At 59.3% G+C, this 17,528-nt stretch carries 17 protein-coding genes; 9 read left to right on the top strand and 8 right to left on the bottom strand.

The genetic code is table 11. The features are described from left to right. Positions 1-25 precede the first annotated feature (25 nt). Entirely contained in the window at positions 26-1,309 is a 1,284-nt protein-coding gene (locus JI743_RS14640) for an MFS transporter (RefSeq protein ID WP_201929260.1), read from the bottom strand. A gap of 134 nt (positions 1,310-1,443) precedes the next feature. On the opposite strand from JI743_RS14640, the gene JI743_RS14635 reads away from it, so the two are divergent. Next, a complete protein-coding gene (locus JI743_RS14635) occupies positions 1,444-2,493 on the top strand; it encodes a M14 family metallopeptidase (RefSeq protein ID WP_201929258.1) in 1,050 nt (349 codons plus the stop codon). Positions 2,494-2,512: 19 nt separating this feature from the next. Here JI743_RS14635 and JI743_RS14630 read toward each other — a convergent pair whose 3' ends face one another. From JI743_RS14630 to JI743_RS14610, 5 genes are all read right to left on the bottom strand, one after another. Then, complete coding sequence (locus JI743_RS14630; protein ID WP_201929256.1) at positions 2,513-3,511, bottom strand: NADPH:quinone oxidoreductase family protein; 999 nt, start codon at positions 3,509-3,511, stop codon at positions 2,513-2,515. A 3-nt stretch (positions 3,512-3,514) separates the two neighbouring features. Then, entirely contained in the window at positions 3,515-4,777 is a 1,263-nt protein-coding gene (locus JI743_RS14625; protein ID WP_201929255.1) for an MFS transporter, read from the bottom strand. A 4-nt stretch (positions 4,778-4,781) separates the two neighbouring features. Continuing rightward, positions 4,782-5,888, bottom strand: coding sequence for a RidA family protein (locus JI743_RS14620; RefSeq protein ID WP_201929253.1), 1,107 nt, complete (start codon positions 5,886-5,888; stop codon positions 4,782-4,784). Between the two features lie 155 nt (positions 5,889-6,043). Continuing rightward, positions 6,044-8,263, bottom strand: a complete 2,220-nt coding sequence (locus JI743_RS14615; protein ID WP_201929250.1) for a TonB-dependent receptor — start codon at positions 8,261-8,263, stop codon at positions 6,044-6,046. A 261-nt stretch (positions 8,264-8,524) separates the two neighbouring features. Next, positions 8,525-9,253, bottom strand: coding sequence for a GntR family transcriptional regulator (locus tag JI743_RS14610; protein WP_201929243.1), 729 nt, complete (start codon positions 9,251-9,253; stop codon positions 8,525-8,527). Positions 9,254-9,417: 164 nt separating this feature from the next. Here JI743_RS14610 and JI743_RS14605 point away from each other — a divergent pair, with 164 nt between their 5' ends. After that, positions 9,418-9,642 carry a hypothetical protein gene (locus JI743_RS14605; RefSeq protein WP_201929241.1) on the top strand — a complete coding sequence of 75 codons (225 nt, stop codon included), beginning with the start codon at positions 9,418-9,420 and terminating at the stop codon, positions 9,640-9,642. A gap of 367 nt (positions 9,643-10,009) precedes the next feature. On the opposite strand, the gene JI743_RS14600 is transcribed toward JI743_RS14605, so the two are convergent. Together JI743_RS14600 and JI743_RS14595 are read right to left on the bottom strand one after the other, a co-directional pair. After that, positions 10,010-10,252: a hypothetical protein gene (locus JI743_RS14600; RefSeq protein ID WP_201929239.1), complete on the bottom strand. Its 243-nt coding sequence runs from the start codon at positions 10,250-10,252 to the stop codon at positions 10,010-10,012. A 90-nt stretch (positions 10,253-10,342) separates the two neighbouring features. After that, on the bottom strand, positions 10,343-10,588 hold the full coding sequence (locus JI743_RS14595) for a hypothetical protein (RefSeq protein ID WP_201929237.1): 246 nt from the start codon (positions 10,586-10,588) through the stop codon (positions 10,343-10,345). A 27-nt stretch (positions 10,589-10,615) separates the two neighbouring features. Here JI743_RS14595 and JI743_RS14590 point away from each other — a divergent pair, with 27 nt between their 5' ends. The 7 genes from JI743_RS14590 (at position 10,616) to JI743_RS14560 (ending at position 17,501) form a co-directional block, all read left to right on the top strand. Beyond that, positions 10,616-11,239 carry a hypothetical protein gene (locus JI743_RS14590; protein WP_201929235.1) on the top strand — a complete coding sequence of 208 codons (624 nt, stop codon included), beginning with the start codon at positions 10,616-10,618 and terminating at the stop codon, positions 11,237-11,239. After that, positions 11,239-11,763 (top strand): hypothetical protein, encoded by a 525-nt coding sequence (locus JI743_RS14585; RefSeq protein ID WP_201929233.1) that lies wholly within the window; start codon positions 11,239-11,241, stop codon positions 11,761-11,763. The genes JI743_RS14590 and JI743_RS14585 overlap by 1 nt, the downstream gene beginning before the upstream one ends. Before the next feature lie 295 nt (positions 11,764-12,058). Next, positions 12,059-13,993 (top strand): Qat anti-phage system ATPase QatA, encoded by a 1,935-nt coding sequence (gene qatA, locus JI743_RS14580; RefSeq protein WP_201929232.1) that lies wholly within the window; start codon positions 12,059-12,061, stop codon positions 13,991-13,993. Further along, on the top strand, positions 13,993-14,859 hold the full coding sequence (gene qatB / locus JI743_RS15360; protein ID WP_330902965.1) for a Qat anti-phage system associated protein QatB: 867 nt from the start codon (positions 13,993-13,995) through the stop codon (positions 14,857-14,859). Before qatA ends, qatB begins: the two co-directional genes overlap by 1 nt. Continuing rightward, positions 14,856-16,220, top strand: coding sequence for a Qat anti-phage system QueC-like protein QatC (gene qatC, locus JI743_RS14570; protein ID WP_201929228.1), 1,365 nt, complete (start codon positions 14,856-14,858; stop codon positions 16,218-16,220). The genes qatB and qatC overlap by 4 nt, the downstream gene beginning before the upstream one ends. 5 nt (positions 16,221-16,225) lie before the next feature. Further along, complete coding sequence (gene qatD, locus JI743_RS14565; protein ID WP_201929226.1) at positions 16,226-16,969, top strand: Qat anti-phage system TatD family nuclease QatD; 744 nt, start codon at positions 16,226-16,228, stop codon at positions 16,967-16,969. 151 nt (positions 16,970-17,120) lie between these two features. Next, positions 17,121-17,501 (top strand): hypothetical protein, encoded by a 381-nt coding sequence (locus JI743_RS14560; RefSeq protein WP_201929224.1) that lies wholly within the window; start codon positions 17,121-17,123, stop codon positions 17,499-17,501. The last annotated feature ends 27 nt before the right edge of the window (positions 17,502-17,528 follow it).

Genomic DNA, 17,528 nt, shown 5'->3' with positions numbered 1-17,528 from the left:
GCGTCATTAACATGTCAATCAGGCTTTATGACATTTCCAATCGCTGCACGGTCGGTGGCTGCTTGGGCAGGAGGGCGTAGGCGGTCCACAAGAGCGCAGCGGCCAACATCGGAACCCCCGCTCCAACGGCGATACCAAGAGCAAGGTCTGGCGGCCGATCAGATCCTGAGGCGAACTCTGCAGAATAGGTTATCAGAGCCGGGCCGATCGAAGCCCCGACCGAGCTTGCCAAGACGAAGCTGATCGACGAAATCCGCGCCATCAAGCGGACGGGCGTAATATGAGCAAGGGCGAGCGCACTAACGAGCGCCAAGCTCGGGAAGCAGAAAAGCATGAGGGTTAGAAATACCCATACCGTTTGGTGGGTGCCCAAGAGGCTGAAGCCGAGCATCGCGCTGCCCGCAAGAAAGGCTGTGGCCCCGCCATATGCCGCAACGGCAGCGATCGCGTCGCGAGCGGCAAAAGCTTGCAGGATTATTGTGCCGAATGCCAAGCCGCCGAGCGAGGCAACCAGCTGCAATTGGCCGAAATTGGCTCCCACATAAGATGCCGACCAACCGTGCGACTGAATGAGAAAGCTCGGCGCCCATGCCATGAACCCAAACAATGACGCACCCATCGCCGCCTGGGCTGCGTAGACAATCAGATAGAGCCTCCGGTTGGATTTCAGATGCGGAATGATTGAAGCGCTGCTCGTCTTATCTTCGACTGCACGCGCAGGCTCGTGAAGCGTCAGGAGAAGAAAGGCGAACACCACGCCAGCAAATCCAATCAGGATCAATACGGCGCGCCACGGAGCTGCATCGGATTGAAGGCCCGGCAGGGACAATGGATAATGGAGCAGCACGCCGGTGATCAGCAACGCGACCCCGCCGCCGATTGCATTGCCGACACTAAATGTCGAAAACGCGCGTACTCTGGCCTTACCATCATAATAGCTGCGGATAAGCGAATAGGCTCCGGGTGCGAGCATGGCCTCGCCTATTCCGACCCCCGCCCTACATATGAGAAGCGATAGATAATCCGTGCAAAAGCCGGAAAGCAGCGTGAAGATGCTCCACCCGGTGACAGCCCAGAACAATATATGACGCCGGGAGAAGCGGTCGAGCAAGATACCCGCAGGAAATGCCGCAATTCCATATGCGATGGCAAATCCTCCGCCGAGGAGCCAGCTCTGTTGAGCTAGCGACATCGGTATGTCGCGTTCGACTTCACTGATAAGCAGGAACAAGGCGCTGCGATCAATATATGAGAGAATGACCGCGGCGGTGAGAATTGCCACGGACACAAATTTGGCGCGCTGATTCATGTCATCCCCTGCCAAGCCTCGGAACACGGTATGGCATACTTTGACATTTCATCAAAGCTTTATTGAAATTTCGATGAAATCCTTTACACAGCCAGTGATCGCGCGATCGGTTCGGATTCAGAGGGGACGGAAAAATGCAGCCGCAGCCAGGTAATTCTCGCAACCTGATCAAGCAAATATTGGACGAGTCTCCGCGTGGTATGATGCATCGCGGACGCATCGCACTGGGAAGCCGCGCGACCGGGGCGGACATCGCGCTCAGCTATATCGTTGTCGTCGGGCGCGAACCCGGCCCGACATTATGGATCAACGGTCAGGTTCATGGCACCGAGGTTTGCGCCATCGTGGCCGGAATTGAATTTTGCCGGCGCCTCGACCCCAGTCAGATGACCGGGAATGTGGTTTTCACTGCCAGTGGCAACCCACTGGCCCTGGAAAGCCGGACCTGGGCGACGCAGCAAGATTTCGGACAAAATCTCGATACGTCCTTCCCCGGTCGCCCCGATGGCTTCATTACCGAGCGCATGGCACACCGGCTGTTCAGCGAAATTCTGGCCGTCCGGCCGGACCTGCTGCTCAGCATGCATGCCCAGGGAACGGATTTCTCCAGCAAGATCTACGGCGTCTACAAACTGCCGCCCGAGAGCCCGGTCGAGCCGTCCGATCTCTATCGATTTCTCCGTGTCTTCGAGCCCTTCGCAATTTGCCACATGCGCGTCGGACCGGGAGCGGGCGAGCACCCCGGTCACCACGCGGGGGCACTTGACTATCAGGCAATGGCGCATGGTATTCCGGCCTTCATGATCGAGTTCGGTGTCGCCCAGCGTTCGACTCCCGACGAGGTCCGGTTCGGTATTCAGTGTTATTCGGGTATCTGCGCCGAGCTTGGAATTCTGGCCGCAGAACACAGGACAACCGGGTCGCCGCAATCACGGCTGGTGACATCCCGCGGCCATTGCAACGTCGATGTTGGCGGACTGTGGCAGTCCGACCTCCTGCCCGGCGCTTTGGTGAAAGCCGGTGACCCGATCGGAACGATAACCGATTTTACGGGGCTGACCGTCGACACAGTCAGAATGCCTATGGACGTTCTGCTGATCGCGATCCGTCAGGATCCTGTCGTGCACAGCGGCGACAGCGTCGCTTATCTGGCCAAGGAATGGACGAGCGTCGATCTCGGCTGACACGCGGCAGCCCCGCGCGTCAGGGGCAGACGACGACCTTGCCGATTACCGAGCGCTCCGCAAGGCGCGCTATCGCCATGCCGCCGTCGGCAAGCGAATAGATTTGGTCGATTTTCGGGTAGATCCGGCCCTGTGCCCACCAGTCGAGCAGTTGCGAGACATGCCGGCGATGCCGCTCCGGGTTTCGCGCAAAGAAACCGCCCCAGAACACGCCGCAAATATTCGCCGCTTTCAGAAGCGCAAGATTGAGCGGCAGCCGCGGGATACCTGCCGGAAATCCGACGACAAGATAATTGCCTTCCCATGCGATGGCTCGCAACGCGGCTTCGGAATAGTCGCCGCCGACAGGGTCATATATCACATGCGCGCCATCGGGACCGACCGCAGCCTTGAACGACGCCGCAAGCTCACGCGCGGCTGCGGCGTCAAAGGGCCCCTTGCCATAGATCATCACCTCATCGGCTCCGGCCTTGCGCGCCGCTGCCGCTTTGCGTGCGTGCGACACCGCCGCCACGACTCTGGCGCCCATAGCCTTGCCGATCTCGACCGCCGCCAGACCGACGCCTCCCGCAGCCCCCAGCACAAGCAGGGTATTGCCGGGCTTGAGCCGCCCGCGATCGGTCAGCGCGTGGATGGTGGTCCCGTAGGTAAAAAGAAGCGCCGCGCCTTCGACGGCATCGAATCCGGGCAACAGTCTGAATGCGCTATCGGACGGCACGACCGCCTGCTCGGCCAGTCCGCCGCCGTCGCGCATCAGGGCGAACAGCCGATCTCCGACCTGCCAGCCCGAGACGCCCTCGCCGATCGCTTCAACGACGCCGGTAATCTCGCTTCCCGGAGCAAATGGGCGAGGCGGCTTGAACTGGTATTTGTCTTCGATGATCAAGACGTCGGGATAGTTGATCCCGCACGCCAGAACGCGAACCCGCAATTCGCCAGCAGACGGCTGCGGTTCGGGGATTTCGGCGAGTTCGAGGGTTTGCGGTCCGCCCGGACGAACGGATAAGAGGGCTTTCATCGATCAATTCTCCTGGCGCGCAGCCCTGGTGTCGTCCCCAAAGCGCCCCCCGATAAAGACAAGAACAGCCGCGATGACGAGCGACGGCGCCGTCAGATAAAGCAGCGCCAACTGCAGACTCTGTTCAGCCTGCCCCGTTCGCGCGAGATGGTCGCTGAGCGCGCCGACCGCGAGCGGCGCCAGACCGTATCCCGCGAGGTTGAAGACCAGAAAGATCGATGCGGTCACCATCGCATGCACATTGGGCGGGGTGATCTGCTGGGAATAGCTGATGATGGGCGCGCTGCATGCGGTAATCATGCAGGCTGCTACAGCAAAACAGCTGATAAGCGCGAACGGCGTGTAGCTGAGAAATGCGAGCGCCGCAAAAGGTGCGCTGGCAGCAAACAAGAGTGCGGGTATCCAAAGATTCCAGCGCGCGTCGCGCCGCGCGAGCCGGTCCGCGACGACGCCGACAACGATGGTGAGGATCAACCCGCCCACGCCGTTGATCGCACCGATCAGGCCGCCTGCCTCGGTGCGCGTCATACCATAGGAGCGGATCATCAACGCCGGAAGCCACGTCATCATCGCGGCCGATGCGAAGACGGCAAAGGCACTTCCGGCGACATACCAACGGACCTGCCTCACACCGACGATCTTTCGCATCGTGTCCCGAAATCCGAGCTGCGCCCGTTCGTCGCGCAGCGACCGCGCGGGGTCGCGCATCCACGCCAGAGCCGAAAGGCCAAGCAGCAGCGGCAACATGCCGATGGCAAAGAAGGCTATGCGCCAGCCATGGTCGGTTGCGATCCAACCACAAAGCCAAAGGCCAAGGAAGGAGCCGATGAAGAAGCCCGATTCCGTCACCGAAAGCGCGGTGGTCCGCTGCGCAGGCGGATAGACGTCGGCGATGATCGAATGCGCAGCGGGCACACAGGGCGAAGCACTGATCCCAAGACCGCAACGCGCCGCGACAAGTTGCAGGAAATTTTGTGCCATCCCGCACAGCATCGTCATGCCACCCATGGCAGTCAGCGCAAAACCGATCGTGCGGCTGCGGTTTGACCGGTCGGAAATGAACGCCATTGGGATGCCGGCGGCAACATAAAGCGCCACGAAGGCAAAACCCGAAAGTATGCCCAGTTGCGCGTCGCTGAGAAGCAGGTCCGCCTTTATGTCCTCAAGCAGGATCACGATCGCGAGACGATCAACGGCGTGAATGACGATGATTAGCGTCAGCGCAGCCAAAAGTCCGTGCCGGCGAATGAAGCCCTGAGCGCGCACCTCGTTACGCAAGTGGCTGTCCGTCGATGACCGCAATTCCGTCGACCGAGAGCAATGTGCCGGGCATCACGGGCAGCAGCCCCTCGATGCCCGACGAAGCCGGCCCCGGATCGCTCAATAGCTCCATGCGCGCGCGCAGATTGTCGAACCAGTTTTCCTTGTCCCACGCGCCTTCATAATAGGTTTTGATCTTTACAAGATCGGCCATGTCGGCGCCCGCGCGTTCAAGGGCTCGCTCGAGTTTCGTCATCACGAGTCTGGCCTGGTCGGCGATATTCCCCGGATGCTGAATCGATCCGTTCGCCTCGATCGGCGGCTGGCCACTGGCAAACACGACGTCTTGACAGCGGAGCGTCTCGACGAAGGGCCAATCGAACGCCGACGAGGGCGCGGCAGCACTTCCGTGGCGGATTTTTTCCGTCGCGGTCCCGCTGTGAGCGATCACTTCCAGCTCGACAGCAAATTCGCGTCCCCGCTGCGCCGGAAGCAATGCGGCATGATAGGCAGGCGGCGAGCAGCTGAAAAGCGTCGCGAGATCCCGCTCGATCGCGGTCCGATCCGCAAGTGCGAGATCCTCGGGATAATAAGCGTAGAGCCGGCAGATATCGTCGAGCGTCCCATCCAGCTCGGCGAGCGCCGCGCGCAAGCCATCGCACGGCGCGTTTCCAATTGCCGCGCGGGCGTTTGCGAAAAGCCAATCGCCGCGCCTGACCCCGCGCACCTCGCCGGTCTTGCGCCTGGACGCGGCGCGCCGCCCTTTGACGGCAATGGCGTCGATCTCGACTTCACTACCCAGAGTAGCGAAGCTCGGAACGGGCGTCATTACAATCAACACCTCGGCACATTCGGGGAATTCGGCAAGTATCTCCGAGCGATACGCGGCCTCGTCCACGATCGACGATGCAAGGTAGAATATCTGCAGCTGCGCCAGTTCGGACAAGCGGCAGTCCGCCTTCGCAATTACTTCATAGACGCTGCGCATGCAGGCAGCCGTCTGTGCCATGATATCGCCGGGGTTCAGTACCTTTCCTCCCGCGCCCATGTCCATTTGTCCATTGGTGAACAGCCATGGCCCGGCCCGCACCGCCCGGCTGATCTTGAAACCCGGCATCACTTTCCTGATCTCGGGCGATACGCTTATATGCATTCGGTTCGATGCAGGTGCCGTGTCGCTCACATTCGCCCTCGCTCAAAAGAATCGCGCCGAGATTGCCGCCAGCACGGGCGGCAAGCCGTCAGCCCGCCCGCAGCAACATCGCTTGTCTATCAGAAGTCCATGCCCAGGCGCACGCCCCAGGTCCGCGGCTTGCCCCACCAGATATAGCGTGTATCGAAACCGCCCGGGGTGACGACATAGGAAGCATATTCCGTGTTTGTCACATTCTCGACAAACGCCTGGACGCTGAACCGGTCACTCGGGTCGCGCCAGAAGAGCCTCAGATTCAGGGTCCCATAAGCCTTCTGGACATCACGATCATTGTTATCGAGCTGGAAATACTGATGCCCTGTATAGGTGAAATCTCCCTGGACCGCGAATTGGCCGGCGGACGATGGCTCGAAATCGTAGCGGACCAGCCCGTTGACCTTATAATGGGGTGTCGCCGTCAGCTCCTTGCCATCGACCGGCGTTACATCGGCGGCGGGACCCGAACGGAAGGTCGTGGTGGGCGGTGCGCTGATCTCGGTATCAAGCAGCGAGAGGCCAAGCTGGAGCGTCAGATTATCGGTAAGCTTTCCGGTCAGTTCGAACTCGGCACCGAAAATTTCGACCTCGCCGAAATTGAAAAGGCGTGACACGGGAAGCCCGTTGACGAGCTGCGCCACCGTCGACTGCTTGTTTTCGACATGGTTGCGAAACCCCGCCGCCGAAAAGAGCAGGCGTCCACCGTTTAGCCGCCACTTGGCGCCGAGTTCCAGTGCCAGGCTTGTTTCGGGATCGGTCGGCGCTGCGGCAGAGGCGTCGCCAAAGAGAAGCGTCGTGTTGAAGTCGGGCGATTTATATCCCGTCGCCGCATTGGCGTATACGAAGAGAACATCGTTCGGCTTCCAGTTGATCCCCGCGCGCCAGGTAAATTCATCGACCGACACCTTGTAGCTCGCGTCCGGCGCCGCCGCGAAAACAAGGTCGAGCTTCTTGGTCTCCTTGGTGTAGCGGCCGCCGAGCTCGACCCCGATCGCTTCGCCAAGCGGGAAGTCAGCGTTTACAAAAACCGCACCCGATTCGGTCTTGACGCGCCCTGTGGTGTCGATCGCGGTCCCAAAAAATTCGGGCACGGTGCTCGTCGCAGTCCGCCGGTCATCATAGTAGAAGGCGCCGGCAACCCAGTTCAAGCCGCCCTCGCGGCCGCCCCGCAACTGAAACTCCTGGGAGAATTGCTTGGCGTCGAGCGTATATATCGCCGATGCATTGCCAAGGAAGCCGCCCACCGCGCTCCCGTCGGCATCTTCCTGAAAGATTCGATCATAATCGAGATAGCCGGTGATCGAGACCAGCTCGATCGATGGCGCGATATTCCAGTTCAGTCGAGCGCTATACTCCGCGAAATCGAGATGGTTCGGCATCCCGTCAAAATCGCTGAAGATTTTTTTGGGGTTGGGCTCACCAAAGTTGAAACCGGTGCCATTGACGCACTCATTCGCCAATATTCTGTCCGTGCTGCATGGCGCGCCGGTGACGGGATCGAGCGCGCCCTGACTACCCGACGAGGGGGCGACACTGCGGTCGCGGGTCACACTCGTCTTGAGAAGCAGAGATGCGTCGGCGCCGAGGTCGAACCCCAGTTGGGCACGACCGGAAAGAACATCGCGAGCCGACCAGCGCTGACCGTCCGGGAATGCCGCGTTGCGTTGATATCCATCGTCCTTGTCATAATAGAAGGCGAGACGCCCGCGGACCCCCTCGGCGAACGGAATATTCGCCGCGCCCTCGATCTGTCGCTGCCAGAACGATCCGAACTGGCCTTGCAAGTATCCGCCGAAGCTGTCTCCGGGCTTGTTGGTGGTAACCTGAACCAGCCCCGCGGTAGTATTGCGTCCGAACAGCGTGCCTTGCGGGCCGCGAAGCACTTCGACACGCTGCACATCGTAGAGCGGCGTCCGCTGGAGCGCGCCGGCGCCATAGACAATATCGTCGACTGCAAAGCCAACCGGCGATTCAGATGTGTCGTTGAACACTTGCAGGCCGTCGCCGCGGATACGGTATCGGGGGATCAGTCCGGTATCGACATAGTTGAAATTCGGTGTCTGAGTTGCAAGATCGTCGAGCGTTGCGATGCCCGCGCTCTGCAACTGATCCCCACTGAAGGTGGTCGCCGAGACGGCGGTCCGACTGAGCGCCGTTTCGCGCCTTTGCGCCGTGACGATGATTTCCCCTGCACCGCTATTGCTGGCCGTGTCGGCTTCATCGACAGCTTGGGCAAACGCCGGTGTGCCGATGGCCGAGATCAGGATCGAAGCCGAAATAAGAAGTCCAGTGCGCAGCGTCATGTCGAGTCCCCTTCTTTGTGACATTCTTATGGCGCAATTTGATAATGTCAACAGGCTATGCTTGACATTTCATGCTCAGCGAGCTGCGAACGACCAGTCACGCGGAAAAGCAAACGCCGCGAAGTCTCGCGGCGTTCGAACGAAAATTATCTTGCAATCCGCTTCGCTGCAAACGGCAGACGCGCAACGCACTATCGGCCACCAAGCGACGCCGGAGCGCAGCCGCGATCTCCCTAGTCCGTTCCCGCTGCCGTCGAACGGTCAGGTCGAAGCGACGCCCTTTTCATCGATTCGGATCGGAAGATCACTGAAATAGCGCGATGACAGAAGTGCACCGATGACGCGTTCCTCGCTGTGGCGGACATGCGCCTGGAACGACGAAGCCGCTGTTTCGGGATCGCCGCTTTCGAGTGCTTGGAACAATTGCTCATGCTCGCTCACGACGACGTCGCTGCCCGCATTACCGCGGCCGCCGACCTTTGAAACGAAGTAGGCAATGCGATTTGACTGGTCGAGGAGCTGATGCAGGACCTTTTCCATGATGGGATTGTTGCTCGCCGCATAGATTCGGTAATGCATCTCGTCATGCACATCCATCATTCCGGGCGAGCCGGAATTGGCGCCTTCAACATATTGGCTGTTCAAGTCCCGCAATCCATCGACATTGACCCGCCCGATGCTGGCGCGCGCGGCTAGCCCCTCCAGTGACGCACGCATTTCAAAGGTTTGGCGAATGGTTACCAGGCTGATGTCCGAGACATGGAATCCCAAGCGGGGTATCGGCGTGATCAGCCCGTCATGGGCGAGCAAGGCAAGCGCACGCCGAACCGGGCTGCGGCTGAGATTATAGGTATCGCACAGCTGGGCTTCGGTGATATCCTGCCCGGGCAGAATTCTGCAGCGGACGACCTCCCTATAGAGAAGGCGATAGGCCTGCTCGCCGAGGTCGGCTTTATCGCCGGCCATGTCCTCCCCCACGTCCTTGCTCATCAACAACTCCAAAAAGTATCCGACCGATACCGAGTTCATTTGTCCCGGCCAATGTCCTTTGGATAGCGGCCGCAACGCCTCTTGTGAATGCGGCTGCGTCACTTTGGCTTGGCGCGTCAAGTCGGCAAATTGGAATTCCGCCTTCAGGGTTGTGGGAGGGCACAGTGGCGACACCGCAGCGCCCCGATCCGATCGAGGTCGACCGCGACGGTGACATCATCAATCAATCTCAACCTCACGCTCACAAGAACCGCTTCATCGCCGGTCATAGCAAGAATTGCCTTGTCGAAATCGTGCCCCAAGCGGCGAACCTGGAGAACCGGACATTAGTAGCCGATGGAGTGAGAATGACAGCTGACGACCCCAATTTGAGCATACGGTGGCCGTGACTGCCAGTGGAGTAGAGGTCCTCACGCTACGGAGAAACGAAACACCCATAACATAGCGAGGCTCTTTTTGTGGGTCAGCTGATGTTTGTCCGCTCCCCATCATAATCCGGCCATTGAAGGCACTAGCTGTCCCCCGAGTGGGCGATACCGCCGACTCTGGCCGATTCCGGACAGGCTGCTTTTAGATCGAAGATAGGAATAGCCGACATACCTCTGTCGTCTATACGCGGTACCACTTGTTCCCGCCGCCGAAGATGCAATAATGTCCGCCCCACGGTCCGATGCATAAGTTATAGCCCGAGCAGGGACAATTGCCGCTCGGGTACGAGGTTACGAAAATCCGGGACTCCGGACGGCTGCGCGTTGATCACACATCCGCTTTTTCAGCCATCAACGGACGTTTGATGTTGGGGACATAGTGAAAACCCGTGACAGAAGAGGTGCCTTTTAGGTGCTGAATCTCCATGTTCAGATACGTGATGTTCTGCATGACCTCCATGAAGAAGCGAGCCTGATCTTCGATGACATCCTTGGTCAGGTGGTAGTGCGTCATGCGGTCGAAATCGACTGGTTCGTTTCGCCCTGCCAATTCCTCTATGTCGATGAACATCAGTCTATCCCCGCCCGCGTGAATCCAGTTCGAATGTGCGTAACGGTTCCGTATCGAAAGGCAGACGCGGATATGAGCCAGCGTTTCCTCTTAGGTCTGTTTCAGCTTAGCTGGGATACTGTTGCGTATTAGCGCGTCCGCAATATCAAGCCGCTGGCTTTCGCCCCGTGGTCGATAAAGAGACTTTAAGGCGATATCCATGTTGCCGATGACGTGGTTCGCCAGCAGGCAAAGTGCCCATTCAAGCTCGCCATACTCAATCACGATACGACCAACGATATTGCCTTCAAACTTGAAATAGTCGAAGGGCATCGGAAGGAAGAGCTTTACCGCCATGTCGCCTTATCCCGTGCAGTTGGCATTATGGTCAAGCGTCGTGGCATCTCCTATAAAGTTGTGATGCGCTTCCTGACCAAGCTCTTCGCCTCGCGACCGCAAAGCGCTCCCACAACACAGCCTGTGGCCTCGCCCGCTTCTGTGACAGCGCCCGCCCCCGTTGTTGATGATAGGGACGAATTTGAAATGCTGGACGCTCTGATTGACCGTTTGAACGGAGCGGTAATCTTGACCGCTGCCGATAAAGCCAAGCTGGACAAGAAGCGCCGCGAGTGGATGGCTACCTTCTTCGATAAGACGCTGGACGAAGGCCAGACCTATGGTCAAGCGAGCGGTGACCTCGAAATCTTCGACCAGCCGGAAGCGGATTTTCGGGCAGAGATACGCGCCACCGACAACGATTTGAAAACCCAAATCGACCGCTTCAACCATGGGCTGGATCGGCACTTTGAATATGGGGAATACCATCCGCCCTACTACCCTTGGCGCATCGCGGTCATCCTGTCGAAGCGCAAGGAGCTCGATCGAGAGAAGCGTTTTCTGGCTGCCTACTGTACCCACTTCTGGGACCGCGTAGGTAGAAGGAACCAAATGATTTTAGAGCGGGCGGAAAAGAAGGGCGCCTTCAACCGGTTCAGCCGGGGAGCTTGATGGCTACGCAAAACTTTGAAGACACCGATGCAGGACGTTTCCTGCTGAATGCGGTGCAGTATCTATCCATGGCCCGGCTGGTCACTGATACCGAAATCTACCGAGCGCAACCGCGACTGTTCAACCGGCCACTGCTGAATACGCTTGGCGTGGGCGTCGAAGTCTTCCTGAAGTCCGTCCATCTAAGCCTTGGCAAGACGATGGACGACATGAAGAGCTACGGCCACCGTCTCGACAAGCTCTGGGATGACGCGCCAGAGCTGATCCGGGACCGCGTTCTGCAAGCAGCCGAGAAGACGAACGATGACTTTCAGGCGGAAGGGATAGCCCCGGCCCGCACCGTGAACTTTCGGGATGACTTTGTGGAATCGCTTCGCAACCTCTCCGGTCGGCACCACTTAGGCGGCTCGCAGCTTCGCTACTTGGCCCCTGCTGGCACACTGGCCACGCGTCCCGGTTTATTGATCTACGCCTTTCATGCCGTCGCCCTGGACTGCTTGAAGCGCCCGCCGTTCGGGCTGTGACGCAACAATCCGTCTCGATATGCTTCGACTACTCTGGGTAATTCCGCGCCTTTTCGTTCAGCGTTTAAGTCGCGAAGGCCCCTCATCGAAGCGCGTTTTCCCTGCTACGTTCCGTCAACGGGTGGTCCGGGGCAGCCGGTTACGACAGCTGTTGCAGCGGTTCAAATGCCTGAAGCGAGCAACATCCTATTTGGTCTTCTAAGAATGAACCAGATTGGACTTTCCATTTGAAGAAGGCGTTGGGGCGCTTTCGAATGCGTGCTACATGGCGATCCATTGGGGGCGAAGACTAGCAATGATAGTTGCAGACAATGAAACCGCGGTAGATCTTCTCTACTACGAGCCAATTGCGCGTACTGTTGTGCGCCTGATCGACGAAAAATCCGATGAGCCACTAACAATTGGCGTCCACGGTGATTGGGGCGCCGGCAAATCGAGCGTCCTGGTGATGGTCCAGCAAGCATACTCGGACAAGGATCGCGTGCTCTGCGTCCGATTCAACGGCTGGCTTTTCCAAGGCTTTGAGGACGCGAAGGCGGTTCTCATTGAGACGATCGTAGACGAGTTGCTTAAGCACCGTTCGAATTCGACGAAGGTGGTTGATCAAGCCAAAAAGGTTCTGCGCCGCGTCGACTGGATGAAGGCCGCGCGCGGGGCGGGGGCCCTCGCCTTTACCGCCGCGACGGGTATCCCCCCCATCGGCTCGCTCCGCGAGTTGTATGACGGACTCGCAGGTTTGGTGGGCAAGGGCGCTGAGGAGATCACGCCTGAAAATCTAAAGGTGGTCTCGGAACGGGCCGGTCAAATACTGAAAGAGGCCGAGCCCGAAACAGCGCCGGAACAGATGCACGCGTTCCGGGATGAGTTCGAGGAGCTTCTGCGGCGCGCGGATATCGACCGGCTGGTGGTGCTCGTCGACGATCTTGACCGCTGCCTACCCAAGACCGCAATTGGGACCCTAGAGGCGATCCGCTTGTTCCTTTTCGTGCCCCGTGCGGCCTTTGTCATCGCCGCCGACGAGGGAATGATCGAATATGCGGTCCGTCAGCATTTTCCTGACCTTCCCGTTGCGTCGGGACCGGCGAGCTACGCGCGAAATTATCTGGAGAAGCTGATCCAGGTACCCTTCCGGCTCCCATCGCTCGGGTATGCCGAGACGCGAATTTATATCGCCTTGCTCTTGGTCCTCAACGATTGCGGCGAGGACTCGACAGAGTTCAACGCGCTCGTCGAACTCGCCCGGAAGGCGCTAAAACGGCCGTGGGAAGGCGCCGGTCTAGATCGGAAGGGGATCGCGGAGGCACTCGGTTCCGTGCCAGAGCCGGTGGAGCGCGCGCTCGACATCGCGCACCGCATCGCACCGATTCTCACCGACGGGGCGCGCGGGAATCCGCGCCAGGTGAAGAGGTTCATCAATACGATGACGATGCGCATCGCCATCGCGGAAGAGCGAGGCTTTGGCGACGAGTTGAAAGCTGCGGTACTCGCCAAAATCATGCTCGCCGAGCGTTTCGCGCCCGAGGTCTACGACACGATCGCGAGAGGGTCTGCTGGGACGGGCTCTTCCGAAGAACTTTCAGCACTCGAGGCTGCGGTCCGGATCCCGAACGAGCCGAAACTGGCACCTGCGGACGCGAAAAGGCAGGCTAAGGGTGTAACGGCAGAAGCCGAATCGACGCTGCCGGATTGGCCCAATCTGGAATGGGCGAAGCAATGGGCCAGAATAGATCCACCTTTAGCGGACTATGATCTACGCCCGTATGTCTTCGTCACACGTGATCGTCGCAGCGTCTTCGGCGCGGTCACGTCGCTCGGCGGGCTCGACGATCTTGTTCTGCGCCTCAGCAGCGTTTCTTTGCAGGTGAGTCAGGCTGAGCCCGAAACTTCGCGCCTATCAACCGGCGACGCAGAACAGGTGTTCGATGCGCTGAAGGCCAAGGTGACAGTCGCTGAGGATCTTGGCGAGCAGCCCCCCGGCGTGCTCGGGCTGGCTGCGGTGATCAAGCACCACGCCTTCCTTCAACCGTCCTTCGTCGCCCTTATGCGCAGTCTCCCGACGGCGAAGCTCGGGCCGTGGGCCGTGAGTGGCTGGGCGCGCGCGCTCACGGACGATACTGCAAAATCAGAGTTCCAGACGTTGCTCGCGGAATGGGCGGGGCAGTCTGAGAACAAAGCCCTGCAATCGGCAGCCTCCGGGGCCATAAACCTTGGAAAAGGACGGAAGCGCTGATGGGCACCTCCGGTACGTTCGGTGGATCGAAACATAGTCTTGTTCCGAGCTGGGTCGGAGATCCCACGCCCTCGGCATCTCCGCCTGCCACTGATCCCAACGGAACCGATGGCGCGCCGTCCGACGGCGATGATGGAAAATCACCTGTCGCGGATGCACCTCGTGCATACCCGCCAATTCGGTCGCCGGGGGTGGGCTCCGGCTTGGGCGACGCCCGGGGCGATATCACCCGCGGCGCGAGGAATTCCGACTCAAGATCGGTCCGGCGGGGCGCCAGCAAATATGTGTCAGCGTCGGGCGGAGGCGGAGGAGCCGCGCGCCAGATGTCGAGTTCGCGGGCGACGGCAGGGGGAATTGCCAACTTCGCCCGCAGCTTCCTAGTCGATGGTCCGGTCGAGGCGCTCCGCACGTTCAACCTAGAGGCGCTGGCCGGCGCCCCGGCCGTGGACGTATTCGTCGCTCTGACCGATGCCCTTTGTCCACCTGGCGGGACGATTGATGAAGCGATCGCCCGTGACGCGATGCTCGAGACCGTCGCTGCCCTCGCGGCGGAGGGCGTTGGCAACTTCGACGACATGACCCAGAGCGATCTTCAAGAATTTTTCATCGGAGTCGTTTCCCGTTCCATCGAGGGCAAAATACTGAACGAGGTGGGGACGAACAGCATCCGCGTCGCGGCGAGCGTCGCGGCGGTAGAGAGGACCCAGCGCATGCTTCACGACTTCGTGGACGGGTGTGTCCGCGACCGCTTCGATACGACCGGAACAAGTCTTGCGGACATCACTTCAGGACAGATCGAAGGATTCGTGTCGGACCTGTACGTCGCCGCGTTCGACCTGATGCAGACGCTGGGCGAAGCGCAATGAAGCGGTTCAGCTTTGTTGCGATGCTTGGCGGCTCCGTCGAGGAGATCGTCGAAATTGTCCAAAAGGATTCGGTAGTCCACGAAGTAAACTTCGCAGGTCAGGACGGAACCCTTGGATTTGGGATTGGTCACGCGCTCGCTCAGCTTGGCACCCTCGGCCTGACACCCAGCGAGAAGGCAGTCGACCTGACTTTGATTGCCGCGCTTGTGAACGCGGGTGACACACGGGTTTCTCGCGCCGCCAATGCACAGGACGGATGGACGCGGGAAATCGACCTCTACATACCTGTGTCAGCGCCAGACTTATGGCGCCCTCATGGGGAGCGGTTGACGGCGCTGCTGCGCTTCCTGACGGGTGACCGTTGGCGCTTTTTCTTTCGTCCGCGTCCGAAGACTCACGCGTCTCTGGTCAAAGCGGTAAATACGCTCCCCTTAGACACGCTCGATGAAGTTTGCCTCTTTTCGGGCGGCCTAGATAGCCTGATCGGTGTAATTGATCTGTTGAAGGGCGGTAAGCGGCCCCTGCTCGTCAGTCACTACTGGGATTCCGAGACGGCCAAGGCTCAGGCCTATCTTCTCAGCCGGCTCGAAACACGATTTCCTGGGCCCGAGATTCGAAACCTTCGGGTGCGCCTTGGGTTCGACAGCAACGATCTGGGGACGGGTGAAACAGAGAACACACAGCGCGGCCGTTCCTTCCTTTTCTTCGCCCTCGCCGCACTCGCGGGCTCCGCGCTTGGACGGCCCACGAAGATCAACGTGCCCGAGAACGGACTGATCGCACTTAATGTCCCGCTCGACCCGCTCCGCTTCGGCGCGCTGAGCACGCGGACCGCGCATCCACATTTTATAGCGGGTATGAACGCGCTGCTCAAAGACATCCAAATAGAGGGAACTCTGGTAAATCCATATCGCCACGCCACGAAAGGTGAGATGGTCGAGAACTGCGCAGACCTTCCGTTCCTGCAGAAGGAGGCTGGAAACTCGATGTCCTGCTCATCCCCCGCGAAGGCCCGTTTTCGTGGTCTGTCGCCGCGGCATTGCGGATATTGCGTGCCCTGTCTCATTCGTCGCGCCTCGCTAGACGCCGGACTTGGTATTCCGGATCCAACGCAATACGCGGTGGCGGTCAGCAAATCGCAGCCTCTTTTCTCGGACCGAAAGGAAGGCGAACATGTGAGGTCCTTCCAACTTATGGCAAAACGCATCGTGGCCACGCCTGCCCTCTCGTCGATTCTCGTACACAAGCCTGGCCCCTTAGGGGATTCAGCGTCTGAGATAACAGCCTATGCCGATGTGTTTCGTCGGGGCGTCATCGAGGTAGGCAAACTGCTTGACGGTGTGGTCACCAAGCCGCACTAGCGCCCATGCGACCCGAGCTCGTCGACTTTCACTGTCATCTCGACCTGTATCCGAATCTCGCGGTAGCCATCGAGGCTTGCGATCGTCGCCGGACGGCGACCTTGGCGGTTACCACCACACCCCGCGCTTTCCCACATAACCAAGAGTTGGCCCGTAATAGTAGTTTCGTCCGGGTCGCGTTAGGCCTTCACCCTCAACTCGTTGGGGAGAGGGAGAATGAACTCGATCTCTTCCGAAAGCTTCTTCCTGAAACGCGCTATGTGGGTGAAGTCGGTCTGGACGCCGGGCCCCGCTTCTATCGCTCTTTCGAAGCCCAAGTCCGGGTGTTTACATCAGTGCTCCAGCTTTGCGCCGCAGCCGGGGACAAGGTGCTGACCGTTCATAGCGTCCGTGCCTCGAAGCAGGTTCTTGATCTGATCGAGACGAATCTTCCAAACAATAAAGGAAGAGTCGTGCTTCACTGGTTCACCGGTAGCCTGGCCGAGGTGCGCCGAGGTCTAGACTTGGGTTGCTTTTTCTCTGTCAACGAAGCGATGCTGAGATCGCCTCGCGGTTCTCGTCTGCTGGCAGAGATCCCGGACGACCGTATATTGACCGAAACCGATGGTCCGTTCGTCGAAAGAGACGGCGAGTCAATTGGACCGGGGGATGTTACGCAAGTCCTAGCGGCTATCGCCACGCTGCGGGGGCTCGACCCGAAACAAGTCCAGGCCCAGGTCATTAAGAACCTGACGTTTCTGCTTTCATAGTTACGCCGGAGATATTGAATCCCGGCTAATGTTAATCCACCTTATATCAACGAGTGGCGAGCGTAGAACTAGGCGAATTGCGAGAGCCCTCCAAGCGTTCTCCTAGTTGAGATCAATAGATCTGGATCATTGCGATATGGCTACTCGTGCGATGGACAAGATTTTTGCAATATTACGCACTGCACCAGCCGTTTGCTGGTCATGCGGCTGCGAGACGACAGTCCTGTCATCGATCACGCTCGGCGAAGGCTGTTTGAGCATCGATTGCTCGGCTGCCGATTTTACCGATTGGCCTGACCTCATCGACAAGCTCGCCGCAAGCCTCCCTTTGTCGCATGGCGTCGGGGCGATCAAGCCTCGTCGAAGCGCCACCGCTGGCCGGACCTATATGAGTAATGGCTGCCGACACTGCGATGCGATCTTCGGGCACCGTTTCGAGATCCATACTCGCTACGACGAAAAAGTCGCCGGCGAGATCGAGTTCACGGCGTCCGAGCGTTGGCGCGCTTTTCTCGCCGCACAATCCGAATAATCGACTGAATGGCGGCCCCGTCGCGGA

This window comes from Sphingopyxis jiangsuensis (assembly GCF_016734905.1).
Lineage (GTDB): Bacteria > Pseudomonadota > Alphaproteobacteria > Sphingomonadales > Sphingomonadaceae > Sphingopyxis > Sphingopyxis jiangsuensis.
Note: the sequence above shows the minus strand (reverse complement) of the source record. Positions and strands in the feature narration are given on the sequence as shown.